The organism is Pseudoxanthomonas winnipegensis, from assembly GCF_030322905.1.
GTDB classification, from domain to species: domain Bacteria; phylum Pseudomonadota; class Gammaproteobacteria; order Xanthomonadales; family Xanthomonadaceae; genus Pseudoxanthomonas_A; species Pseudoxanthomonas_A winnipegensis.
This window is the reverse complement of sequence record NZ_CP095475.1, coordinates 922,603-945,631: the sequence shown is the minus strand read 5'-3', so window position 1 is coordinate 945,631 and position 23,029 is coordinate 922,603. Positions and strand designations below refer to the sequence as shown.

At 71.0% G+C, this 23,029-nt stretch carries 18 protein-coding genes; 6 read left to right on the top strand and 12 right to left on the bottom strand.

From position 1 onward, the window contains the following. Positions 1–53 precede the first annotated feature (53 nt). Both MWN52_RS04010 and MWN52_RS04005 read right to left on the bottom strand, forming a co-directional pair. On the bottom strand, positions 54–2,162 hold the full coding sequence (locus tag MWN52_RS04010; protein ID WP_286576722.1) for a TonB-dependent copper receptor: 2,109 nt from the start codon (positions 2,160–2,162) through the stop codon (positions 54–56). Between the two features lie 67 nt (positions 2,163–2,229). Further along, complete coding sequence (locus tag MWN52_RS04005) at positions 2,230–2,700, bottom strand: DUF2946 family protein (RefSeq protein ID WP_286576721.1); 471 nt, start codon at positions 2,698–2,700, stop codon at positions 2,230–2,232. A gap of 167 nt (positions 2,701–2,867) precedes the next feature. Here MWN52_RS04005 and MWN52_RS04000 point away from each other — a divergent pair, with 167 nt between their 5' ends. Continuing rightward, a complete protein-coding gene (locus MWN52_RS04000; RefSeq protein ID WP_286576719.1) occupies positions 2,868–4,088 on the top strand; it encodes a GAF domain-containing sensor histidine kinase in 1,221 nt (406 codons plus the stop codon). A gap of 117 nt (positions 4,089–4,205) precedes the next feature. Here MWN52_RS04000 and MWN52_RS03995 read toward each other — a convergent pair whose 3' ends face one another. Continuing rightward, a complete protein-coding gene (locus MWN52_RS03995; RefSeq protein WP_131660140.1) occupies positions 4,206–5,189 on the bottom strand; it encodes a LysR family transcriptional regulator in 984 nt (327 codons plus the stop codon). A 171-nt stretch (positions 5,190–5,360) separates the two neighbouring features. On the opposite strand from MWN52_RS03995, the gene cysG reads away from it, so the two are divergent. Together cysG and cysK are read left to right on the top strand one after the other, a co-directional pair. Beyond that, complete coding sequence (gene cysG / locus MWN52_RS03990) at positions 5,361–6,815, top strand: siroheme synthase CysG (RefSeq protein WP_286576718.1); 1,455 nt, start codon at positions 5,361–5,363, stop codon at positions 6,813–6,815. Between the two features lie 32 nt (positions 6,816–6,847). Next, positions 6,848–7,807: a cysteine synthase A gene (gene cysK, locus MWN52_RS03985; RefSeq protein ID WP_130515693.1), complete on the top strand. Its 960-nt coding sequence runs from the start codon at positions 6,848–6,850 to the stop codon at positions 7,805–7,807. 494 nt (positions 7,808–8,301) lie between these two features. Here the strand turns inward: cysK and MWN52_RS03980 are convergent, their stop codons facing one another. The 7 genes from MWN52_RS03980 to MWN52_RS03950 all read right to left on the bottom strand — a co-directional run bounded on the left by MWN52_RS03980 (position 8,302) and on the right by MWN52_RS03950 (position 18,524). Beyond that, positions 8,302–9,222 carry a glycerophosphodiester phosphodiesterase family protein gene (locus MWN52_RS03980; protein WP_286576717.1) on the bottom strand — a complete coding sequence of 307 codons (921 nt, stop codon included), beginning with the start codon at positions 9,220–9,222 and terminating at the stop codon, positions 8,302–8,304. 4 nt (positions 9,223–9,226) lie between these two features. Further along, positions 9,227–10,246 (bottom strand): purine-nucleoside phosphorylase, encoded by a 1,020-nt coding sequence (locus tag MWN52_RS03975; RefSeq protein ID WP_286576715.1) that lies wholly within the window; start codon positions 10,244–10,246, stop codon positions 9,227–9,229. Positions 10,247–10,504: 258 nt separating this feature from the next. Beyond that, complete coding sequence (locus tag MWN52_RS03970) at positions 10,505–12,820, bottom strand: TonB-dependent receptor (protein WP_286576714.1); 2,316 nt, start codon at positions 12,818–12,820, stop codon at positions 10,505–10,507. Positions 12,821–12,936: 116 nt separating this feature from the next. Next, complete coding sequence (locus MWN52_RS03965) at positions 12,937–14,076, bottom strand: nucleoside hydrolase (protein ID WP_425608078.1); 1,140 nt, start codon at positions 14,074–14,076, stop codon at positions 12,937–12,939. Continuing rightward, positions 14,073–15,503, bottom strand: coding sequence for an adenosine deaminase family protein (locus tag MWN52_RS03960; RefSeq protein WP_286577675.1), 1,431 nt, complete (start codon positions 15,501–15,503; stop codon positions 14,073–14,075). The genes MWN52_RS03965 and MWN52_RS03960 overlap by 4 nt, the downstream gene beginning before the upstream one ends. Before the next feature lie 173 nt (positions 15,504–15,676). Next, positions 15,677–16,978 carry an NCS2 family permease gene (locus tag MWN52_RS03955; protein ID WP_286576713.1) on the bottom strand — a complete coding sequence of 434 codons (1,302 nt, stop codon included), beginning with the start codon at positions 16,976–16,978 and terminating at the stop codon, positions 15,677–15,679. 526 nt (positions 16,979–17,504) lie between these two features. Further along, positions 17,505–18,524 carry an MBL fold metallo-hydrolase gene (locus MWN52_RS03950; protein WP_286576712.1) on the bottom strand — a complete coding sequence of 340 codons (1,020 nt, stop codon included), beginning with the start codon at positions 18,522–18,524 and terminating at the stop codon, positions 17,505–17,507. 99 nt (positions 18,525–18,623) lie between these two features. Here MWN52_RS03950 and MWN52_RS03945 point away from each other — a divergent pair, with 99 nt between their 5' ends. Together MWN52_RS03945 and coaE are read left to right on the top strand one after the other, a co-directional pair. Further along, positions 18,624–19,127: a methyltransferase family protein gene (locus MWN52_RS03945; RefSeq protein WP_286577674.1), complete on the top strand. Its 504-nt coding sequence runs from the start codon at positions 18,624–18,626 to the stop codon at positions 19,125–19,127. Positions 19,128–19,274: 147 nt separating this feature from the next. Next, positions 19,275–19,886 carry a dephospho-CoA kinase gene (gene coaE, locus MWN52_RS03940; protein WP_286576710.1) on the top strand — a complete coding sequence of 204 codons (612 nt, stop codon included), beginning with the start codon at positions 19,275–19,277 and terminating at the stop codon, positions 19,884–19,886. A 16-nt stretch (positions 19,887–19,902) separates the two neighbouring features. Here the strand turns inward: coaE and MWN52_RS03935 are convergent, their stop codons facing one another. Continuing rightward, positions 19,903–20,862: a Nudix family hydrolase gene (locus MWN52_RS03935; RefSeq protein WP_235873147.1), complete on the bottom strand. Its 960-nt coding sequence runs from the start codon at positions 20,860–20,862 to the stop codon at positions 19,903–19,905. 366 nt (positions 20,863–21,228) lie between these two features. Continuing rightward, positions 21,229–22,212, bottom strand: a complete 984-nt coding sequence (locus tag MWN52_RS03930) for a helix-turn-helix transcriptional regulator (RefSeq protein WP_130523262.1) — start codon at positions 22,210–22,212, stop codon at positions 21,229–21,231. 121 nt (positions 22,213–22,333) lie between these two features. Between MWN52_RS03930 and MWN52_RS03925 the strand changes: the two genes are divergently transcribed. Continuing rightward, positions 22,334–22,948 carry a hypothetical protein gene (locus tag MWN52_RS03925; protein ID WP_131660151.1) on the top strand — a complete coding sequence of 205 codons (615 nt, stop codon included), beginning with the start codon at positions 22,334–22,336 and terminating at the stop codon, positions 22,946–22,948. Positions 22,949–23,029 lie beyond the last annotated feature (81 nt).

The following is a 23,029-nucleotide window of genomic DNA, read 5'->3' as shown; positions in this document are numbered from 1 at the left end:
GGGCGCAACGCCCGGCACCGGTGACGCGCGCCGCGCAGGCGGCCGCGCGTTGCTCAGTACTTGAAGCCCAGCCGCACCCAGGCGGTGCGACCGGGCTCGTGGATGCGCACCGGATCGGCGGGGAAGCCGAAGTCCGCGCTGCCGGACAGGTTCAGGTGTTCGGCGTAGTCGCGGTCGAACACGTTGTCCACGCCGGCGGTGAGCTGCCAGGCGTCGCTGAGCCGGTAGCCGGCGTTGAGCGCGAAGGTGGCGAAGCCCGCGCTCGGCCCCAGGTCGCGGCCCACGACATTGCCCTGGCCCACGCTGACCCGGTCCTGGCGGGCGACCGCGCGCAGCAGTGCGCCGGCCGACCAGCGCCGGCCTTCCCAGGAGGCATTCACCCGCGCTTCGAGCGGTGGCATCTGCGGCAGCGCGCGGCCGTCGCTGCGGTTCGCGCCCCAGGCCCAGGCCAGGCTGCCGCCGAGCTTCCAGCCGTCGGCCGGGCGCAGTTCGAGGCCGGCCTCGGCGCCATGGATGTCGGCGTCGACGTTGCCCACCTGCGAGCTGGGACCCATCATCCCGCCCGCGCTGTAGGTGAACAGCAGATAGTCATCGATGCGGCCCACATAGGCCGAGACCCAGGCATCCACGCGCGCGCTCCTGTACTGCGCGCCGATGTCCAGCTGGGTGGTCTTCTCGGGCCGCAGCGCGGCGAAGGCGTTGACGGCGCCCACCGGCCCGCGGTCGGCGGAGAACAGTTCCCAGTAGTCGGGCATGCGCTCGACATGGCCCAGCCCGGCATACCAGGTCAGCGGCAGATCGCCCGCATCGGCCTCGAAGCGGGCGAAGCTCGAGGTCAGCGTCTGCCGACGGATCTGGCTGAAGGTCGGGTTGGGCATCGCGGCGCCCATGCCCATCCCGGACCCCATGCCATCGTCCATCGCCATGCCGCTGGCCTGCGCGCGCAGATCCTTCACCGACGCCCGGTCCAGGCGCGCGCCGACGATCACCCGCTGCGTCTTGGCCAGATGCAGGGTCAGTTCGGAGAACACGCCCTGGTTGCCCAGATTGGCATCGCGCTGCCAGGGCTCATACGGCATGCGGTCCATCGCATTGCGGCTGCGGTGGCGACTGGCCTGCCAGTCCACGCCGGCCGTCAGTCCCGCATGGTCCCAGGCCCATTCCGAGGCGATCCGTCCGCCGCTGGTGCGGCGGTCGACGTTGGCCGCCATCGGCATCGGCATGGCCGAGTCGGGGTTGGGCGTGCGCAGGCTGTAGTTGTCCATGATGTGGTCGGCATCGTTGGCGTAGACGCTGGCCTTGATCGACTCCCAGGCGCCGGGCAGGCCGGTCTGCTCGAAGCGTGCGCCAACGCTGGTGCGGCGGAACTGGCGCCCGTCCATGCCGCGCCCGGCATAGCGCGCCAGGCCATCGCCGAGGCCGGCGTTGACCTCCAGCACCGTGTCGGGATCGGGCGTCCAGCCGATGGCCGCGTCGGTGTTCCACTTGCGCCACTTCGAGGGCACCACGTCGCCGGCGCCGTCCTTGTAGTCGTCCGACTCCGAACGGCTGGCGGTCACCCGCGCATAGCCGTGCGTGTCGCCGCCGGTCACGGCCAGGTTCTGGTCGTTGCGGCTGCGCGAGCCGCCCAGCGCGCTGCCCTGCGCCTGCAGCGTGGGCCGCTCGAAATGCGGCGTGTCGCGCTCGAAGCGCACCGTGCCGGCCGAGGCGCCCGGCCCCCACAGCACGGTCTGCGGGCCCTTGACGATGGTCAGGCGGTCGTAGGTCTCCGGCGAGACATAGCTCAGCGGGTTGTCCATGCGCGCCGGGCAGGCGCCGGGCATGGCGCCGTCGTTGGTCAGCACGTTCAGGCGCGAACCGAACATCCCGCGCAGCACCGGGTCGCCATTGGTGCCGCCGTTGCGGATGGCGGTGAAGCCGGGAATGGTCTTGAGGTAATCGGCGCCATCGCTGGCCGGCACCGGCTGGCGCGGCAGCCGCGGATCGGTGGTCCAGGTCAGCGGCGTGGACGGCCGCACCGCAGTGACCACCAGCGGCGCGAAGGTGTGCGCGTCGTCGACCGGATCGACATCGGCGGCGGACACGCAAGGGGACGACAGGACGCACGCGAGCGCGCACGCCAGGCGCGACGGCACGGCCGTCGCGGGGCGGAAAACGGACATCGGGACACTCCAGCACAGCACACGGGTCGACGCCCGCGCAGGCGAGCGCCCGCGCGGATCGGTGGGATCAGGCGACCAGGGTGTGCGGAGGTCCGCGTGCGGCGTGGGCCGGCCAGGGCAGCGCCTGGCGCGGCGTGGCCCGGTGTTCGGGCAACAGCGAGGGCGCCGCCTGCAGCAGCGGCAGCAACAGCAGGATCAGGACGAAGGGCAGCAGCCGTGCGGCCAGCAGGCAGTAGTCGCAGGCCATGCCCTCGTGGTGGTCGGCGGGCATGCCGTCGGGCGCGGCGTGGCCCATACCGGCCATGTCCATCGCCAGGTTCGGCGCGTGGTCGCCGTGGCCTGCGGCCTGCGGCGCGGCGACGCCCAGATCGACCAGGCGCATGCCGCCGCTGGTGCATAGCGCGGTCAGGACGCGCAGCGGCTCGGCCGGGCCATGCCACTGCAGCCAGCGGCTGACCACCGGCGCCACGACCATCAGCAGCGCGCCCAGCAGGGCGAGCCGATGCATCAGTCCCAGGAAGCGGCGGTGGCGCAGCATGGCGCGCAGTCTAGAGCCTCCGGCCGGCAAGTGCGAAGCCGGCGGCGACGCGCCAGCGCGGCCGTGTAAGAACTTTCACGGCCCAGGCCGAGGCGCGCCCTACTCTGTCCGCCCCGTTGCGGCGGTCCGCCGCGGCGCAGCGCCTCCGCCAGGAAGCTTCTCTTCGCATGTCAGCCGTCAGTCCGTCCCCGCGCGCCACGCCGCCCCTGGAGTGCGCCGCGTCCACCGCGCCGCGCGCCGTCAACGAGACGCTGCGGCTGGAGACGCTGCACGCCTACGCGATCCTCGATACACCGCGCGAGGCCGCCTTCGACGACATCACGAACCTGGCCGCGCTGATCTGCAATGCGCCGATGGCGCTGATCAGCCTGGTCGATGCCGACCGCCAGTGGTTCAAGAGCGAGGTCGGCATGGGCGCGCAGCAGACCCCGCTGCATTCGTCCATCTGCGCCCACGCGATCCTGGAGGACGAGGTGCTGGTGGTCGAGGACACGCTGGCCGAGCCGCGCTTCGCCTGCAACCCGCTGGTCAGCGGCGAGCCGTACCTGCGCTTCTACGCCGGCGCGGTGCTGCGCAGCCCCGATGGCCTGCCGCTGGGCTCGCTGTGCGTGCTCGACACCTTGCCGCGCAGCATCACCCCGCAACAGCTCGACGCCCTGCAGGCCCTGGCGCGCCAGACCATGGCCCTGATGGAACTGCGCCGCACCCTGGCCATGGCGCAGGAGGCCAACCATTACCGCGCGCGGCTGATGGCCATTGCCGGCCACGACCTCAAGACGCCGCTGCGCAGCGCCGGCTATGCGCTGGAGAAGCTGCGCCGCACCCTGCCCAGCGACGCCCCCACCCTGCCGGCGCTGGACGACGCGCGCGTCTCGCTGGGGCAGATCAGCCGCGGCTTCGACCAGCTGGCCAGCCTGGCGATCGCCGGCGGCGACGAGGTCCGCCCCGACCTGATCGACCTGCCTCTGCAGGACGTGCTCGACGACATCCTGGCCACCTGGCGCCGTCCGGCGCAGCAGCGTGGCCTGCGCCTGCGCAATGTCCCGACCTCCCTGCGCGTGCGCAGCCATCGCACGCTGCTGTCCACGCTGCTGGGCAACCTGCTCGGCAACGCGGTCAAGTACACCGAGAACGGCTCGGTGCTGATCGGCTGCCGCCGCCACGGCGACCAGGTGGCGATCGAGGTGCTCGACACCGGCGTGGGCATGGACGCGCAGGACGCGCGCGAGATCTTCAGCGCCTTCCGCCAGGCCAATCCGCACGGGGAAGGCCTGGGCCTGGGCCTGTGGATCGTCAGTCGCACCGCGCAGACGCTGGGGTATCCGGTGGAAGTGCACACGCGCAAGGGGCGCGGGAGTCGCTTTCGGGTGGTGGTGCCGCTGGCTTGAGGGAAAGTGCTTGAGGGAGTGGCGGCTGAAAGCGCGAGCAGAAGCGGAGAGCGAAGTCCCTGGATTCCCGCGTTCGCGGGAATGGCGACCTGACCCTTCAAGACGACCTGAAGACCCTCAACTCGTGATGGTCTGCGTCAACGCTTCCCACGTCGGCGGCACCGGCCAGTCCGGCTCGCGGTTGCCATCCATCACCTGCCGCAGGTCGCGCTTGTCGATCTGCGGCGCCAGCACGTGCACCAGATCCAGCGCGTAATCGCGTAGCACCCGCTCGCGCGGCAGCACCGCCCAGGCGATGCACTCGCTGATCTCCGCCGGCGCCGGCCAGGCGCGCAGGTCGGCGTCGCCGGCATTGACCGCCATCTCGGCCAGCAGGCCCACGCCCATGCCGGTGCGCACGTAGGTCTTGATCAGGTCCGCATCCAGTGCGGTGAGCGCGATGTTGGGCTCCAGGCCGGCATGCACGAAGGCGCGCTGCAGCGATGAGCCGGGCCGGGTCGAGGACTCGTAGCTGATCAGCGGCTGGCCCGCCAGGGCGGCCAGGTCCGGCGCCGCGCCCTTGCGGTCCAGCGCGTGCCCGCGCGGCACCACCACCAGGCGGCGCCAGCGGTACAGCGGCACGGCCAGGCCGGCCGCCGGCGTGTCGCCGGAGGTGCTGATCACCGCCATGTCGGCATCGCCCTGGCCCAGCAGGTCCAGCGCATCGGCCTCGGCCGCCTGCTGCAGGTGCACGCTGACCTGCGGATAGGCGCGCTTGATCTGCGCCACCGCGTGCGGCAGCACGAAGCGCGACTGGGTATGGGTGGTGGCCAGCACCAGCTGGCCCTGGCTCTCGCGTCGCTGGTTGGCCGCGTAGGTGCGGATGTTGTTGGCCTCGGACAGCACGGCGCGGGCGCGCTGGATGACTTCCACGCCGGCCGGGGTCACCGATTCAAGACTGCGGCCCTTGCGCACGAACAGCAGGAAGCCCAGCTCGTCCTCCAGCTGCTTGAGCTGCTTGGACAGGCCGGGCTGGGTGGCGTGCACGCGCGCGGCCGCCAGAGTGATGTTGAAGTCGGCGTCGGCGATGGCGACCAGATAGCGGAGCTGGGTCAGGGTCATCTGCGGAAGGATCGCTGGCGAGGTGCGGCGCGGCCGCTGATGGGGAAAACGAATGTACGTGTTCTGGCCACCGCTGCTTATAACGTAGGGTTATCTGAACGCAGCGGCAAGTCATTTCCGACCGTCATAAGCCGGGCGTAGCGTCGTGGCCCTCTCGACCCGGACCCGCCCGTGAGCGCTGCCCTGTTTCCCCTGTTCGCCGACCTGCGTGGCCGTGCCGTCCGCGTGGTCGGCGGTGGCGCGGTGGCCGAGCGCAAGGTCGAGGCCCTGCTCCACGCCGGCGCCCTCCCCCACGTGGGCGCACCGACCCTGACCCCGCGCCTGGCGCAGTGGGCCGAGCAGGGCCGCATCGCCTGGCAGCCGGGCAGCTTCACGCCCGACTGGCTGGACGGGGTATGGCTGGTGATCGCGGCCACCGACGAGGGCGAGGTCAATCGCGCGGTGGCCGATGCGGCCGCCGCGCGGCGCCTGCTGGCCAACGTGGTCGACGACGCCGAGCTGTCCAGCTTCCAGGTGCCGGCCCTGGTCGAGCGCGGCGCCCTGCAGATCGCCATCTCCAGCGGCGGCCATGCGCCGATGGTGGCGCGCCACATCCGCCGGCAGCTGGAGACGCTGCTGGACGACTCCTGGGGGTCGCTGGTCGCCCTGCTCGGCCGGCAGCGCGCCCGCATCCGCGCGCGCTTCCCCGAGATGGGCGCGCGCCGCCGCTTCTTCGAGCAACTGCTCGCCGGCACCGTGCCGCGGCTGCTGCGCCAACGCCAGGACGCGGCCGCCGAGACCGAGCTGCAGCGCGCGCTGTCCAGCGCCGCCCAGGCCCACGTCGGCACCGTCACGCTGGTCGGCGCGGGCCCGGGCGATGCCGGCCTGCTCACGCTCAACGCGCTGCGCGCGATGAACGAGGCCGACGTGATCCTGCACGACCGCCTGGTCAGCGCCGAGGTGCTGGCCATGGCCCGCCGCGACGCCACCCGCATCGAGGTGGGCAAGTCGGCCCAGGGCCACAGCACGCGCCAGGACGACATCCACGCGCTGATGCTCGAACACGCCCGTGCCGGCCGGCGCGTGGTGCGGCTCAAGGGCGGCGATCCGTTCGTGTTCGGCCGCGGCGGCGAGGAGCTGGAATTCCTCAAGGCCCACGGCATCGCCTTCGAGGTGGTGCCCGGCATCACCGCCGCGCTGGCCTGCGCGGCGTATTCGGGCATCCCGCTGACCCACCGCGACCATGCGCAAGGCCTGCGCCTGGTGACCGCGCACTGCCGCGACTCCCTGGATACGCTGGACTGGCAGGCGCTGGCGCAGGAACGCCAGACCCTGGCCGTCTACATGGGCGTGGCCGGGCTGGAGACCTTCCGCGAGCGCCTCATCGCCCACGGCCGCGCCGCCGCCACGCCGTTCGCGCTGGTCGAGAACGGCTCGCGCCGCACCCAGCGCGTGGTCACCGGCACCCTGGCCGACCTGGCCGAGACCGCGCGCCACCACCAGGTGCGCTCGCCGGCCCTGCTGATCCTGGGCGAGGTCGCCGCGCTGGCGCATACGCTGCACTGGCATGGCGATGCGCCCCTGGCCGCGCCGGCATCACAACATCCCGACAACATCGACGCGCCCACGCTGTCGCGCGCCGCCTGATCCCACGCTTCTAATCTAAGAGACGTCTTCGCATGGCCATCTACGACAACATCCTGGACACCATCGGCCGCACCCCGGTGGTCAAGCTCCATCGCCTCGCGCCGGCGCACACCACGGTGTATGCCAAGGTCGAGTCGTTCAATCCCGGCGGCTCGGTCAAGGACCGCCTGGCGCTGGCGATCATCCTCGACGCCGAGGCCCGCGGCCTGCTCAAGCCGGGCGACACGGTGGTCGAGGCCACCTCGGGCAATACCGGCGTGGCGCTGGCGATGGTCTGCGCGGCGCGCGGCTACAAGTTCGTGGCCACGATGGTGGAGACCTTCTCCATCGAGCGCCGCAAGCTGATGCGCGCCTACGGCGCCAAGGTCATCCTCACCCCGGCCGCCGAGCGCGGCAGCGGCATGGTGCGCAAGGCCAAGGAGCTGGCCGAACAGCACGGCTGGTTCCTGGCCAGCCAGTTCGCCAACCCGGCCAATCCGGCCTATCACCGCAACACCACGGGCCCTGAGATCCTGCGCGACTTCGCCGGCCAGCGTCTGGACTTCTTCGTCACCGGCTGGGGCACGGGCGGCACCCTGACCGGCGTGGGCGAAGTGCTTAAAGTCGCGCGCCCGGAGACCAGGATCATCGCCACCGAGCCGGCCGGCGCGGCGCTGCTGAAGGGCGATGAGTGGAAGCCGCACAAGATCCAGGGCTGGACCCCGGACTTCGTGCCCGAAGTACTCAACCGCGAGGTCTACGACGAGCTCTATACCGTCACCGACGAGCGCGCGATCGAGACCTCGCGCCGGCTGGCGGCCGAAGAAGGCATCTTCGTCGGCATCTCCGCCGGCGCCACCCTGGCCACCGCGCTGGAAGTGGCCGAGAAGGCCGTGCCGGGCTCGGTGATCCTGGCGATGCTGCCCGATACGGGCGAGCGCTACTTCTCCACCCCGCTGTTCGCCGACATCAACGAAGGCAGCGACGACGACTGGCTGGCCGGGCTGCCCTGATTCGAGGTCCCTCGCCGGTGCACGGGAATGTGGACGTATCGATGAACTGAGGACCGGGCCGGTGGGCACGCCTCTTAAACCCGCCTCGACCCGACCCTGCATGGCGCCTCGGCTCGGTCCGCCCACCAGGCGGACCCACCTGTAGAGCGGAGCTTGCTCCGCTGGGCCGTCCCCGCGAACCGAACGGACAGCAGCGGAGCAAGCTCCGCTCTACAGGCATGCCACTGCGAGACAGCTGCTCCCACGATCCGGAGCCCTCCGACTCACCGCGCAAGGCAGAGGTGCGGTGGGCGGTGTCCGCGACGAGCGAGGCAGGAGGCAGAGCGCCTTAAGGCAGGAGGCAGGATTCCCTGATCGAGGGATAAGCGGTTACAGCCCGCCTGACCGCAGCGCCTCCGAAGGAAGCAGGAACGCGAACGCCCCGCGATCCCTCGATCAGGAGAAGAACCTAATTCAAGACCCCCCACCAGCGTCCAAGAGGCAACGACGGCCGCTCAATGCGGCCCGTTGTCCGTGGTCGGCACGTAGGCCTTGAGCGTCTGCGCCGCACACTTGGGGTGGTTGGTCACCAGCACATCGGTGTAGTGCGCATCGATGTAGTCGACATAGGCCTTGCAGCCCTGCTTGGCGACCTTGGCATTCAAGTCCGCGCTGTCCTCGCCCTCGCCGTCGATCACGTCGGTCACCAGCACCGCCCCGGCGGTCTTGGCGTAGCCGAAGACCTTGTTCTTGGAGTCCTGCGGCACGTACATCGCCAGCGGCCGGCCGGCGGCGATGCGCTTGTAGTAGTTGGCGTCGGACTGGGTCTTGATCAGCACCGAGACCATGGCGCCATCGGCACTGGCCAGCGCCTCGGCCGCCGCGCCGCGCTCGAAGGTCAGCAGGATCACGCGGTCCTGCAGCTTGCGCTCGCGCAGCAGCGGCGCCAGCGTGGCCGCCTTGATGCCCTTCAGGTCGATCATCAGGATCACGTCGGGCACGCCGGCGGCCCAGTCCAGGACCTTGGTCAGGCGCGGCAGGGCCTCGTCGGTCGGCTTGCCGTGGCCGTCCTTGAGCTTGACCGCGTCCAGCGCCTGGCTGGTCTGCGCCTTGATCGGGCCGGTGCCGGTGGTGGTGCGGTCGAGGGTGGCGTCGTGCAGCAGATAGAGCACGCCGTCCTGGCTGGCGGCCAGGTCCATCTCCACGCCGATCTGGTGGCTGGCCACCTGCTGCATCTGCACCAGGCTGTTCTCGGCGCCGTCGGGGGTGGCGCGGCCGCGGTGGGCCACGATCAGCGGCCGCTGGGACAGTCGCATCTGCGGCAGCTCGGCGCCCTGGCGGCGGCTCTGCGCCAGCGCAGGCGCGGCCATCAACAGGGCCAGGGCCGCCAGCGACAGCGCGCGCAGTGGACGGGAGGAAGCGAGGTTGGCAGGCATGGGGTCATTCCTTCGGCACGCCGTGCGACCACGCCTCCCAGTGCGCCAGGATGGCCTCGGTCAACGCATGCCCGACTCGGTAGGCGTTGTGGGTGGATGGCAGAAAGCCACCGGACTTGGCCGACAGCGAGGCGCCCACGTCCTGTCCTGGCGCCTCGCGATCGAAATTGGAGGCCGTGCGCAGCAGGGCGACGCGGGCGAGCTGCAGCCTGCCCGCCTCGGCTCCCCGCTGGAGCGCGGTCAGGGTGGCATTGTCCTCCATCTGCGTGATGCAGTAGTGGCCGCGCCCGTCGGTGGTCAGCTGCACGTAAGCCTCCATCGCCGTGGCGATCAGGCTGCCGTGCCAGTAGGTGTCGCTGGTCAGGCTGTCGCAGATGCTCACCGCCGGCCCGGCGCGCGCGGCCGGCTGCGGATACTGCAGGCGATAGGCCGCGGCCGCGTCGCTGTCCTCCAGCGGCACGCCCGCGCTCAGGGCGTAGGCCTTCTGCAGCAGGGCCTCGTCGAGCTGGAACACCTCGGTCCCGGTGCGGTGCTCGACCTTCTGCCCCGGCGCGGTGGCGCCGAGCATCAGCAGGTTGGACGACCAGCCGGCCGGCTGCTGGCGCGGATCGACCGCGCGCATCAGGCCGCCATCGATGGCGTAACGTGCCCAGTGCGCCGAGCCCAGCGTGCCCTGCTCCGGCGCGACGCCGCCGATGCCGGCGATCAGGAAGTAGGTGCGGCGCAGGTCGAAGCGCGGCGAGGCCACCAGCGCGGCGACCGAGCTGGCCGCATTGGCCAGGCCCATGTCGGTGGTCATCAGGCACAGACCGGCGCGCGTGCAGTCCACGGTCGGGTACTTGGGCGACAGGCCCGGCACGGGCACCTGCGTGTCGAAGCGCTCGGCCTCGCGCCAGGGCGCGGCCTCCGGCGCGAACATGGTGATCACCAGCACCTTGGGCGCCAGCGGCTTCTGCGCGAGCGCCGGCATGGCGCACAGACCGAGCAGCGCCGGCAGCAGGAGCTTGATCAGAGGACGGAACATAGGACCTCCGGTGTGGAGTACGGGAAGAGGAAGTCCGGGTGGAGCGCGCGGCATCCGACCCGTGCAAGCGCGATGGCCTCCCCCGCCCGCAAGCGAGGACAAGAACGTTCGAGCGAGCTTCAATGAGGCCCGACCTCGCCTGCGCCGTCGCAAGGAACGCCCAGGCAAGACGGCAAACCAAGTCGGCAGGTCCGGTGAGGACCTGCCGACGATGGACGCGCAGCGCGGGCCGGTGCCCGCGGCTGCGCCAAAGGCGCATTACAGCGCGAACGATCCGCCGAAGGTCACCATCAGCGTGCGGTCCTGCAGCAGCTGCCAGGCGGCCGCCGAGGCCGTGGTGCTCAGCGCCGTGGTCGCCGAGTACATCAGCGCCTTGCGGTTGCCCAGGTTGAACACGTTGACCTTCACGTACGGCTTCTTCAGGCCACCGAAGTCCTGGAAGTTGTAGCCGCCGTTGAGGTTGACGGTGGCGAAGCCGCCGGCGTCCGAACCGCTGTAGTTGAGGAAGGTGCCCCAGATGGCGCTCTGCGCGTTGACACTCAGGCTGGCCCACAGCGCCTGGTCGGTGAAGTTGACCGAGGCATAGCCCACGTTCTTCGGCGCGTTGACCAGGGTCTTGCCGTCGGTGGCGTAGGTGGTGGCGCCCAGCGAGACATCGCTCTTCATCTCGCTCTTGTTGTACGCGTAGGAGGCATACACCGACCACATGTCGTCGAACTTGTAGCTCAGCTCGGTATTGACGCCGCGCATCTGCACGCTGCCCAGCTGGTAATAGACCGGCGCGCGCGTCACCGGATCGGTGCCGCTGAACTGCTTGTGGTCGAAGTTGGTCGCGTACAGGTCGAGCACCGTGCTCAGCTTGTCGCCGTAGTAGCGCCAGCCCAGATCGGCGGTCACGGACTGCTCGGGCTCGGCATCGCTGATGGAAGTCTGCGAACCGATGGCGTTGGCGTAGGCCGCATTCCAGAAGTCGTACAGCGCCGAGGTATTGATCGGCGCGCGGTAGGCCTTGCCGACGCCCAGGAAGAACTGGTTCTGCTCGTCGAGCTGGAACTTCACGCCGGCGGTGGGGGTGAACTTCTTGTAGGTGTTGGCGCCCTCGGCATACAGCGTGCTGTTGGCTGGCGTGGTCACGTTGATGCCGCGGTCCGCGCCCGGCCAGGTCGAGTACCAGCCCTTGCGCTGCACCCAGGTGTAGGCGCCGCCGACGGTCAACGTCCACTGGTCGTTGGGCGTCCAGGTGTTGGTGGCGAAGGCGCGATAGGTCGGCGTGGTCGAGTAGAAGCGATAGGCGACCTGCGGGCTGCCGTTGGCGTTCTTGTAGTAGTACTGGCTGTCATGCCCCCAGACATCGGCGGGGTTGCCCTGCGGATCGGCCGGGATGAAGACGTTGGAGCCCTGCTGGCGCGGGCGCTCGGCCAGCACGCCGTATTCCAGACTGTCGTTCAGGCCAAGGTCCTGCTTGAACTTGACGTGCAGGCCCGGGCGGAACGTATCGGAGGTGAAGAACACATAGGTCTTGGCGTAGCCGTAGCTGCCGCCGCCGTAGCCGTAGACGAAGTACGGCACCACCGACAGGTGCAGGCTGTCGCTCAGGGTGAACTCGCCGTCCAGGCTGGCGATCCAGCTGCGGAAGGGGTTGACCTGGGTGCCGACCCAGTCGCCGGCGTTAGCCGACTTGTACGACTCGACATAGCCGAAGTCGTAGCCGTTGGCGGCGATCTGCGCCTTGGTCAGGTTGCGGTAGTTGTTCTTGACCTCGCGGTTGTACTGCACCGAGCCGGTGATCGAGTCGCCCTCGTCCAGCGTCCACACCGACTTGGCGTCGATCTTGGTCACCTTGGACTGGCCGTCGCCGCGCCACAGGTCGGTCTGGTTGTTCGAGTAGGAGATCCACGAACGCACCGGGCCGGTGTCGCCGGTGTTGTAGCGCAGGAAGGTGCGCTTGTAGTTGTTGCTGCCGAAGCTCTGGCTCAGGTCCAGGCCGGCCTCCGCGGTCGGGTCGACGGTGACCCAGGCGATGTTGCCGCCGGCCGCGCCGATCACCGGCGAGGTCACGCTGGGATAGCCCTGCTCGACGGTGATGTCGCCCATATTCTCGGTGTCGCCGTACTCGGTGGCGTACATCTTGTAGTTGCCCGAGTCGTTGATCGGCACGCCGTTGACGGTCACGCCGACTTCGTCGGCCGGGAAGCCGCGCACGGTGAAGTTGCCGTCGTTCAGGCCGGTCACGTCGTTGGTGGCCGAGATCGCGCCGGGGATGCTGGTCAGCATCTGGGTGAAGTTGGCGCCTGGCGCGGCCTGGAGGATGGCTTCGCGGCCGATGGTGGACACGGCCTTGGGCGCGTCCTGGACCTGCATGTTGCCGTTGCCCAGCGACAGCGAGGTGCCGGTGACCTTGACCGCGTCGAGCTGACGCGCGCGCTGGGTGGCGTTGGAGTTGGTGGTGTTGGAGGTGGTGGTGACGCTGCTGCGCTGCCCGGCATCGGTGCCGGTGGCGTCCTGGGCGAAGGCGGCGCCGGCGGTCGCGTACAACGCGGCCGTGACGGCAAGGGAAAGGAGCGCTTTGTTCATGTGGGGATTGCCTGTGTGGGTAAGGGTTCTAGCCAAGACATCGCCGCGTCGGCGCGCGCGGGCACCGATCAGCGTCCGGGCCGCGTCCGTGGCCCTGCCGCTTCCAACTCCGGGATTCAGGGCACCGCCGCGCCGACCGCGCGCGGCTGGGGCCGGGTCAGCAGGCGCGCCATCAGCGCCTCGAAACGCGGTACATCGACGCTGCGCACCACGATCTGACGCCGCTCGCCCAGGCCCGGCGCGTACGGCGGGCTCCAGGACAGGATGTCGCCGTAGCCGGCGCCGCGGTCGAGGTTGGTATCGACCATCAACTCGTCGGACTGGGTGATCAGCGAGGGATCCAGCCACACCGCCACGGCCAGCTCGTCCCAGAGCGGGAAGCCGGTCTGGCGCGAGGCCAGCGCGCGGGCGATCGGCGTGTCGGCCGCGCGCATGCGCGCCAGCAGCGCCGGGGTGACCTCGGTGGCGGTGGACGGATCGACCGGCACCATCACGATCTTCTTCCACGGCGCGCGCATGACGATGCTGGCGGCCTCGGGGTCGAAGCGGATGTTGAACTCGCGCCGCGGCGTGTTGACGAACTCGCGCGCGAACTGCCGCGCCGCCTCGCTGTCGCGCGTCTGCCTGGGCTCCAGGCTGCCGCCCATGTAGACCAGCTCCTTGGCCAGGCTGGCGAACTGCGGATCCAGGCGCTGGGCCAGCGCCAGGTTGGTCAGCGGGCCGGTGGCGATGATGGTCACCTGGCCCGGATACGCGCGGACCATGCGCAGCAGGAACAGCGCCGCCGGCTCGTCGCTGGCCTTGACCACGCTGGGATTGCCCAGCTTCAGATCGCGCACCACCTCCGGGCCGTGGTAATCGGGATCGGCCTGGAAGTTGTCCTCGACCCAGTGCCTCATCCACACGCCCTTCCACACCAGCTTGCCGTACAGCGCTTCCCAGCGCTCGGTCTGCGCTTCGGTGTTGACCAGCGGATCGATCGCGCCCTGCACCACCGGCACCTCGGGATGGCCGGTGATCTCCAGCATGCGCCGCGCATGCGCGGTGGCCTGGGTCGCCCAAGCGTTGCCGCTGACCGTGGTCAGGCCCAGCACCTGCACATCGGGCGCCTGCAGCGCCATCACCTGGGCCGGGGCGAAGCCGTCCAGGTCGTCGTCCAGGATCACCAGCTGCTTCTGCCCCGCCCACGCCGGGGCGCTCACGGCCAGCGACAGCAGCAGCGCACCATGCGCCAGGGCCCGTGCGAGGCGGCTCATCGGCGCGCCTCGGCCAGCTGCTGCGTTTCGAAGGCGACGAAGTCGCGCTCCAGCTGCCACTGCAGGCGCGCCTTCTCGCTGCCCTCGAGCAGCGCCTTGCAGCGCGCATCGGCGCTGCCGGAAACCAGCGAGCCGGCGCAGGCGGCCACAGGCGTGCGGCCGTCCGCGTCCCACAGGCTCTGGCCCGGCGCGAAGGAATAGGTCAGCCCGTTGCGCGCGACCTGCTTGAGCGTGGCGTAGTCCAGGCCCTGCTCGGTCACCGCGCGCTGGTACTCGTGGGTCATGTCGCTGCGCGAGACGCCCTCGTCATCGGTGGACAGCACCACCGGCACGCCGGCGGCCAGGTACATCGGCAGCGGATGGTCGCTGCCCTTGACCCCGAGAATCACGTCGTTGCTGGTCAGGTTGATCTCCACCGCCACGTGCTGGGCCTTCATCTGTCGCAGCAGTCCGGCGGCATCGTCCTCGTAACCGATGTCCACGCCGTGACCGATGCGCCGGGCGCCGATGGCCACCGCATCGCGGATGTGGAAGCGCAGGTCCGCCGGCGGCACCAGGCCCAGGCTGAGTTCGCCCGCGTGCAGGGTCAGCGGCACCTGCGGGTAGCGCGCGGACAGCAGCTTGAACATCGCCATGTGCAGGCGGTAGTCGCGCAGCGCGACCGGGTTGTCCTCCGGCGCGACGATGTTGACCCCGGCGTAGCGCTGCGGATCGGCCTGCACCACCGCATAGCCCATCAGCATCTGCCCGAACACCACCGGCGCCGGCAGCGTGCGCAGTGCGTACGGCACATAGCGATAGCGCACGCCGCAGCCGATGCTGGCGTCTGCCTGGCCGCAGCGCAGCAGCTGGGCCACGCGCGCATCGAGCGCGGCGGTGTCGGCCTTGGCCGCCTCGACCAGAGCCGGCAGCTGGGCCTGCAGCGGCGCCAGGTTGGCGGCCAAGTCGGTGGCGTTCCAGTCCAGCGCGCCGGCGCGCTTGCCGAGCTCGGCCGACTGGGCGGGGTTGGCGATCAGCTCGACGTAGCTGACGCGGTCGCGCGCGGCCTGCTCCAGCGTCGCGGCGATCGCGTCGGGGCGACGCGCCTGCGAACTGCCGAAACGGGCGAAGGTGCTGAAGAACTGGTCGTGCCCCGAGGCGGCCGCATTGCCCTGCACGAAGTTGCGCATCGACAGCGCATCGACCGTGGCGGAGAAGAACCCCGCATCGCGCGCGGCCAGGCCGCGCGCCGGCACCGTGCCCTCGCCGCACGGCGGCGGCAGCAGCTGGTGGGTGTCGCGGGCGATGCAGCCCTGGTCCTCGTCGGCCCAGCGCAGGAAATCCTCGGCGTAGTTGTTGCCACCCAGATGGTTGTGCAGGTCCGCGCCCTTGGGCATGGCCTGCAGGAAGGCGCGCAGCTGCGGGCCGTTGCCCGCCACGCGCTGCATCAGCGCGGCCACCTTCGCCTCGCGCGCGCCGGCCGCGCCGCCGCCATCGGCCGCCCAGGCCTGGCCGACCAGCGCCACACAGGCGATCACGCCCCAGATTGTTCTACTTCCCACCACGTGCACGACTCCCCTTGCCAAAACGTCTTGCGAAATCCTCACCGCCCCGCGTCGCGCTACAGCGCGTAACGCAGCACGAACAGCGCCGCCACCACCCAGGTCGCCACGTGCACGCCACGCCAGCGCCCGGTGCCGAGCTTGAGCAGCGCATAGCTGACGAAGCCCAGCGCCAGGCCGTTGGCGATGGAATAGGTGAACGGCATGCCCAGCGCCGCCAGGCTGGCCGGCATGGCCTCGGTGACATCGCTCCAGTCCAGGTGGACCAGCTCGCGCAGCATCAGCCCGGCCACGTAGATCAGCGCCGGCGCGGTCGCATAGGCCGGCACCATCGCGGCCAGCGGCGAGAACAGCAGCGCCAGCAGGAACAGCGCGGCCACCGTCAGCGCGGTCAGGCCGGTGCGGCCGCCGGCCTGCACGCCGGCCGCGCTTTCCACGTAGGCAGTGGTGCTGGAGGTGCCCAGCAGCGAGCCGGCCAGGATCGCGGTGCTGTCGGCTACCAGCGCGCGATCGAAGCGCTGGCGCTGGTCAGGGCGATCCAGCAGCCCGGCACGCTGGGCCACGCCGGCCAGCGTGCCGGTGGCGTCGAACATCTCCACCAGCAGGAAGACCAGCAGCACATGCAGCAGCGCGGCCACGCCGCCGTGCTGGCTCAGCGCGCCGGCGATATCGAGTTTGAGGAAGGTCGGCGCCAGGCTCGGCGGCCAGGCCAGCAGCCCGGCGTAGTGCACCTTGCCCAGCGCCAGGCCGGCGGCGGTCACCGCCAGGATGCCGATCAGGATCGCCCCGCGCACCCGCAGCGCGTCCAGGATGCCGATCAGCACCAGCCCGGCCAGCGCCAGCAGCGGCTCGGCCTTGTGCAGATCGCCCAGGGTCACCAGCGTGGCCGGGCTGTCCACCACCAGGCCCGCGCCCTGCAGGCCGATGAAGGCCAAAAACAGGCCGATGCCCGCGGCGATGCCGCTGCGCAGCGACAGCGGGATGCCGTCGACCAGCCAGCGCCGCGCGCCGGTCAGGGTCAGCAGCACGAACAGGCAGCCGGACAGGAACACCAGCCCCAGCGCCTGTGGCCAGGGATAGCCCATCGTGCCGACCACGGTGAAGGCGAAGAAGGCGTTGAGCCCCATGCCCGGCGCCAGGCCGATCGGCCAGTTGGCCAGCAGCCCCATCAGCGCCGACCCCAGCGCCGCGGCCAGGCAGGTGGCGACGAACACCGCGCCCTTGTCCATGCCGGCCGCGCCCAGGATGTCCGGGTTGACGAAGACGATGTAGGCCATCGTCAGGAAGGTCGTCGCCCCTGCCAGCAGCTCGGTGCGCACCGCGCTGCCGTTGCCGGCCAGATCGAAGCCGCTGCCCCTCACCGGCGGGCGCTCCGTGCGGGCGCGGGCGACAAAGCAATGGCGGCGGGCTGCAATCGGGGCATGAGCGGTCCGGTGGCGAAGGGGTGCGGCTTGGGCGGCATCGCGGCGCGGGCGCTGTACGGCGCGGATCACGGCACGGGCGGATTCCCGCGCCGGACCCGGCGCGCGGCCGGCCAGGCGATGCTGCAGAGCAACACGATCTTTTCACACGGAACTTACGGATTTGCAAGCCGTCGAAAGTCACGGTGTGTGACCGATAGGCGACATTTCCGCCTTATTTGGAGCGGCGCGCGGGGTCGCCCTTGCCGCGAGGGGCGGAAGTCGGCACCTCTCGCGCCTCCAGCGAAAGTCCCTGGATTCCCGCGTTCGCGGGAATGACGGTAGGAGGATTCCCGCGGCACTGCTCCGACTGCATCCCGCCGCAGGATCCGCTCCCTCCCTTTCGCGCAGCGAAGGGGGAGGGCTGGGGAGGGGTCGCTTTTGGGGCTCGCCCCGTATCGCTCGGCGGCCGCTCCCCCTGCCCCCCTCAAGGCAGCCGCAGCACCTGCCCCTGGACCGGCAGCACGAACGCGACGCCCTGGCGGTTGCCCGCCGCCAGCTCGGTCTTCACCAGCGCGCGCGGATCGCGCCCCTGCACCAGGCTCGGCTTGATATGCCCCACCAGCACCGGCAGCCCCTTCAGCGGCGCGGTGCCGCCGGTCGCGGCGGCCAGCGCGTCCAGCTCGCGCAGCAGCCAGGCCGGGGTGAGATGGCCGAACAGCTGCGCATCGGGCACATCGTCCGGGAACGAGGCCTCGATCAGCAGCCCCTTGAGCGCGTGCCGACGCACCAGCGGCGCCAGCACCTGCCAGATGTCCGCCAGCCGATGCTGGCCGCCTGACAGCGCATCGGGCCCGGTATCGCCGAAGTAGGCGAAGTAGGCATCGCCGCTGCGCACCAGGAGCATCGTCGAGGTCAGCCGGTCGTGCCACAGCGGATAGGCGCAGGCCGACACCGAGGTCCCGGGCACATCGAACCATTGCCCCGGCACGACTTCGGTCAGCACATAGCGGCCCAGCGCCGGCGCCGGCCCGCGGTCGGCGAAGTTGGGCCAGGCCTGCCAGTTGAAGTAGTCGGCGCTGAGGGTCTCAAGCGTCGGCGCCAGCCCGTAGATCGGCTTGCGGCCGGCATCGTCGGTGGCCGCAACCAGCAGCCCGCCCACATGGTCCAGATGCGCATGGCTGATGAAGGTGCCGGCGATCAGGTTGCGCAGCACCTGCCCCTGCGGGGTGAGCCCGTCGGCCGTCCGCAGATCGGCGAACGCGCCCTGCCGCAGCGCCTGCGCGATGCCCGGCAGCACGGTGCCGGCATCCAGCGCCAGATAGCGCGTGTCGGCCTGTGCGCGGATCAGATAGGACGACAGGTTGCCCTCGTCCAGCCCGCCCTCGACCCCAAGCGCCACCAGCTCGAATCCCGCGTCCTTCGGCGCGGCCAGCGCGAGGCTGGCCGGCAGTACCAGCGCCAGCAGGCCAATGCGGAAGAGCGTACGAAGACGGGCGATGGACATCGGCGAACCCTGGCAGGTGGGGCGGCCAGTCTACGGGCGCTTTCCCGCAGGCCGCGGGCTAAGATGTCGCCCCGGACCCAAGGACGATCACGCGGCGTGCTGGAAGAACACACCCTGGAAGGCGCTGCGCGCCTGTCGAACACCCCGCTGCTGGTCCGCCTGACCGCGCCGGTGCATTTTCTGCTCGCCTTCGGCCTCGCCGCGCTGGCCCAGCGCGTGCTGGCCCTGCCGCTGCCGCAGGGCGGCGCGCTGCTGGCGATGCAATGGGCCGGCTCGCTGCTGGCCCTGGCCGCGCTAGGCCTGGCGCTGTGGTGCTTCGCGCTGTTCGCCACGCGCCGCACCACCATCCTGCCCTCCAGCCAGCCCTCGTCCCTGGTAGAGCGCGGCCCGTACCGCCTGACCCGCAACCCGATGTACGTCAGCCTGCTGGCCAGCTATATCGGCCTGGCCGGCTATCTGATCGTGCCCTGGGCGCTGGTCCTGCTGCCGCTGCCGTGGCTGGCGCTGCGGCAGGTGGTGATCCCGTTCGAGGAAGCCCGCCTGCGCGCCGAGTTCGGCCCCGCCTACGCGCGCTACTGCGCCCGCGTGCGCCGCTGGCTGTAGAGCGGAGCTTGCTCCGCTGGGGCCTTGCTCACGGACAGGACGAAGCGCAGCGGAGCAAGCTCGGCTGGGGCCTTTCCCACGAACCGAGCGAAGAGCAGCGGAGCAAGCTCCGCTCTACCGTGGCAGGGACGCGTGGATAATGCCGCCATGAGCCAGACCTGCATCGGACTCACCGGCGGCATCGCCTCGGGCAAGAGCGCGCTGGAGCGCGCCTTCCTGGCGCGCGGCATCGTCGTGGCCGACGCCGACCGCATCGCGCGTGCGGTGGTCGAGCCCGGCACACCGGCGCTGGCCGCCATCGTGGCGCACTTCGGCGCGGAGGTGCTCGATGCGCAGGCCGGGCTGGACCGCGCGGCGATGCGCCGGCGCGTGTTCGAGGACGAAAACGCGCGCCAGGCGCTGGAGGCCATCGTCCATCCGGCCGTGCGCGCGGCGCTGGAGGCGCAGTGCCTCGCCGCCGCCAGCCCGTATGCGGTGGCGATGATCCCGCTGCTGGCCGAAGGCGGCGGACGCGAGCGCTATCCGTGGCTGCAGCGCATCTGCGTGGTCACCGCGCCGCTGGAAGTGCGCATGGCGCGGCTGCTGGCGCGCGATGGCATCGACCAGGCGCTGGCCCAGCGCATGATCCAGGCCCAGGCCAGCGACGCCCAGCGCCTGGCCATCGCCGACGACATCGTGCGCAACGATGGCAGCCTGGAAGAGATCGACCAGGCCGTGGCCGAGCTGGACGCGCGTTACCGCCTGCTCGCCGGCGCCTGAGCGCCGCACAAGGACCTCAGCCCGAAGGCCACAGCCCGCGGAGTGCGGCGATGCCCTGCGCGCCGTGCTGGTGCGCCTGGGCCATGTCGTCCACCCCCAGCCCACCGGTGGCGTAGATCGGCAGCGACACGATCTCGCGCAGGGCGGCGAAGGCGTCCCAGCCCAGCGCGGGCTGGGTGTCGGTGCCGCGCACCGGGCCCAGGGTGACGAAGTCGCAGCCCAGCGCCTCGGCCCGGCGCAGGTGCTCGGCCGACCGGCACGAGGCGGCCAGGCCCACGCCGGCCGCGACCGGGCGCGCCTCGATGCGCATCAGCTGCTCGGTGCGCAGATGCAGGCCTACGCCCAGATCGCGTGCCAGCTTGGCCGCGCCCTCCAGCAGCACCTCGGCGCCGGCATCGCGGCACAGCGCCACCGCGGCGGCGGCCAGCGGCGGCCAGCCCGCGTCGCCCTCCAGGCTGCGCGCGCGCAACCGCACGCGGCGCACGCCGCCGGCCAGCGCGGCCTCCAGGCCGGCCAGCCAGGCCGCGGAGTCCGCGCCCGGTTCGGGCGTGATCAGGTACCGGTCGGGCTGCTGCAGCACCGCCACCACGGGCTTGTCGGCCGCCGGCATCGGATAGCGCTGCAGCTTGTCCTGCGCCACCCAGGCCAGCGCCTGGCCCTCCATGCCGCGCGGCACGCCCTTCCAGGTGGTCACCCGGCGCACGTCCAGCAGCAGGCGCTTGTCCGGATACAGATGCGGCACGCGCATGATCGGCGCGCCGACCTGCACGGTGATGCCCAGCTCCTCCTGCAGCTCGCGCACCAGCGTCTCCTCGGTGGATTCGCCCGGCTCGCGCTTGCCGCCGGGGAACTCCCACAGCCCGGCCAGATCGCGGCCGTCGCCGCGCCGGGCCAGCAGCAGGCGGCCGCGCGCATCGGTGATGGCGGCGGCCACGACATGGATGAAGCGCAGCGGTGCGGGCTCGGTGGTGGACACGGGCGGTGCGGGATCGTCAGAGGGGAAGGTGCGCACTCGGACCCGGCAGCCGCCAACCGCGCGGCCACCGCACCGATCATGCGGGAACGCCACCATGGTACCGGACGAGCGCCCGTGGGCGCCGCCATGGCGGCGATGGGGCGTTCCTGGTAAAGCCCTCGCCGCCGTTGCCCAAGGGCCACAAAGGCGGCCCCACTTGTAGAGCGGAGCTTGCTCCGCTGGGGCCTTCCCCACCAACCGAACGAAGAACAGCTGAGCTTGGTCCGCCGCGTTTCGGCCGGATCGGCGGAAAGCCCCAGCGGAGCAAGCTCCGCTCTACAGGGAGTCCGGGACTGGATTGGAGGGGACAGTTGTTCCCACAACCGCTCAGTGCTTGTCCGGCACGCGCTCGTAGTTGGACAGCGCCAGTTCGAGCAGGGCCTTGGCCTGCTCGCGCAGCACCGGCGGGGCGACGATCTCCGCGTCCGAGCCGTAGTGCAGCACGTCCATCAGCAGCTCGCGCGAGGCGCTGTAGGGCACCTTCAACTCGTAGCGGCCGTCGGGCAGGAAGCGGCCCTCCTGGCGCGCATGCCACTGCTCGTCAGCGACCCAGCGCGCCGCTTTTGGGCTGAACACGATCGTCGCCCAGCCCTTGGGCTCGCCGGAGAAGATGCCGTAGCTGGAGGCCAGGTGCTGGCTCAGCTCGTCCTTGCCCATCTCCACCGCGGCCTCGTCCAGCGCGCGGGCATTGCTGATACGGTCCACCGCGAAACTGCGCAGCGCCTCGCGGCCGTGGTCCCAGGCGTCCAGGTACCAGTTGTCGCGGTAGTGGGTGATGCGCTGGGGCGAGACCACGCGGCGGGTGCGCTCGTCGGTGGAGCGGGCGCGGTATTCGAAGCTCAACTGGCGCCGCTCCAGCACGGTGCTGGCCACGCAGCGGAACGCGGCCTCGTCCAGGCGCCGGCCGCGATGCGGGATCACCCGCACACGTTCGACCGGCCAGCGCTGGGCGCCGGCATGGTCGGCCAGCAGGCCCTCCAGGCGCTTCTGCAGCGGCGCCAGCGCGCCGGCCAGCACCCCGCCGCCGGTGCGCAGCAGCAGCTGCTGCGAGGCGACCAGCGCGTAGAGCTCGTCCGAGCTGAGCCACAGGCCCGGCAGCTCGAAGCGGTCGCTCTGCCCGGCCGCGTAGCGGAAGCCGGCCTCGCCGTCGCCCTCCACCGGCGCCATCAGCGCATCGCGCAGGTAGGCCAGGTCGCGGTAGACGGTGGCGCGCGAGCACCCCAGCTCGTCCTGCAGGCGCTTGACGGTGACCGGGTAGCGCGCGCCCTTGAGGATGCGATGCAGCGCGGTGATGCGTTCGATCTTGTCCATGCGCCCGATTATGGCCGAGCATGGCATCAAGAAGACGCAGGTGCGCTTCAGCCGCCCGCGCGCAGTCTTGCGCCCGCGGGACGGGTTCCCGCCCTGCCCGCCGCCGGAGTCCGTTCGCCCCATGCACCGCCCCGCCGTCCCCGCCCTGGCCTGCCTGCTGCTGGCCGCCTGCAGCCCCTCCTCGCCACCGGCCAGCCCCCCGCCCGCCACGGCGGCCGGCACGCCGCTCGAACGGGTCACCGCGTCGATGCAGGCCTTCCAGGACGCGCGCAGCTTCCACGCCGAGATGCACCTGCAGGGCGCGCGCGAGACCCGCGACACGCTGGATTTCGTCGCCCCCGACCGCTACCGCCTGCAGATGCCCATCGGCACCCAGGTGATCGTCGGCAACGTGCTCTACCTGCAATCGCAGGGCCGTACCGAGAAGCTGCAGCTGCCCGAAGGCATGGTGGCGCAGTGGCGCGATCCGATGCGCGTGCACGAGAGCCGCGGCCAGCTGCGCGTGCGCGAGGCCGGCGTCAGCCAGATCGACGGCGTGCAGGCGCGGCAGTACGAAGTGACCAACGGCCCGGCGCAGGCGCCGGTGCAGTTCACCTACTGGATCGGGCCGGACGGCCTGCCGCTGCAGCTGCGCCACAGCGGCCTGTCCCAACAGCAGCCCTACACCATGACGGTGCGCTACAGCCGCTTCAACGACCCGACCATCGTCATCGACACGCCCGTCTCCACGCCCTGAGGGCGTCGCCATATCGGACTCGCCTAGCGTCTGGAGACGACGACGGCAAGCGGGCGCATTACGTTGACATTCAACGTTGCG

What these genes read in the sequence shown, in the direction of transcription:
- MWN52_RS04010 (WP_286576722.1), bottom strand. Translation starts at nt 2,162, where the DNA reads ATGTCCGTTTTCCGCCCCGCGACGGCCGTGCCGTCGCGCCTGGCGTGC.
- MWN52_RS04005 (WP_286576721.1), bottom strand. Translation starts at nt 2,700, where the DNA reads ATGCTGCGCCACCGCCGCTTCCTGGGACTGATGCATCGGCTCGCCCTG.
- MWN52_RS04000 (WP_286576719.1), top strand. Translation starts at nt 2,868, where the DNA reads ATGTCAGCCGTCAGTCCGTCCCCGCGCGCCACGCCGCCCCTGGAGTGC.
- MWN52_RS03995 (WP_131660140.1), bottom strand. Translation starts at nt 5,189, where the DNA reads ATGACCCTGACCCAGCTCCGCTATCTGGTCGCCATCGCCGACGCCGAC.
- cysK (WP_130515693.1), top strand. Translation starts at nt 6,848, where the DNA reads ATGGCCATCTACGACAACATCCTGGACACCATCGGCCGCACCCCGGTG.
- MWN52_RS03980 (WP_286576717.1), bottom strand. Translation starts at nt 9,222, where the DNA reads ATGCCTGCCAACCTCGCTTCCTCCCGTCCACTGCGCGCGCTGTCGCTG.
- MWN52_RS03975 (WP_286576715.1), bottom strand. Translation starts at nt 10,246, where the DNA reads ATGTTCCGTCCTCTGATCAAGCTCCTGCTGCCGGCGCTGCTCGGTCTG.
- MWN52_RS03970 (WP_286576714.1), bottom strand. Translation starts at nt 12,820, where the DNA reads ATGAACAAAGCGCTCCTTTCCCTTGCCGTCACGGCCGCGTTGTACGCG.
- MWN52_RS03965 (WP_425608078.1), bottom strand. Translation starts at nt 14,076, where the DNA reads ATGAGCCGCCTCGCACGGGCCCTGGCGCATGGTGCGCTGCTGCTGTCG.
- MWN52_RS03960 (WP_286577675.1), bottom strand. Translation starts at nt 15,503, where the DNA reads ATGCAGCGCGTGGCGGGCAACGGCCCGCAGCTGCGCGCCTTCCTGCAG.
- MWN52_RS03950 (WP_286576712.1), bottom strand. Translation starts at nt 18,524, where the DNA reads ATGTCCATCGCCCGTCTTCGTACGCTCTTCCGCATTGGCCTGCTGGCG.
- coaE (WP_286576710.1), top strand. Translation starts at nt 19,275, where the DNA reads ATGAGCCAGACCTGCATCGGACTCACCGGCGGCATCGCCTCGGGCAAG.
- MWN52_RS03930 (WP_130523262.1), bottom strand. Translation starts at nt 22,212, where the DNA reads ATGGACAAGATCGAACGCATCACCGCGCTGCATCGCATCCTCAAGGGC.
- MWN52_RS03925 (WP_131660151.1), top strand. Translation starts at nt 22,334, where the DNA reads ATGCACCGCCCCGCCGTCCCCGCCCTGGCCTGCCTGCTGCTGGCCGCC.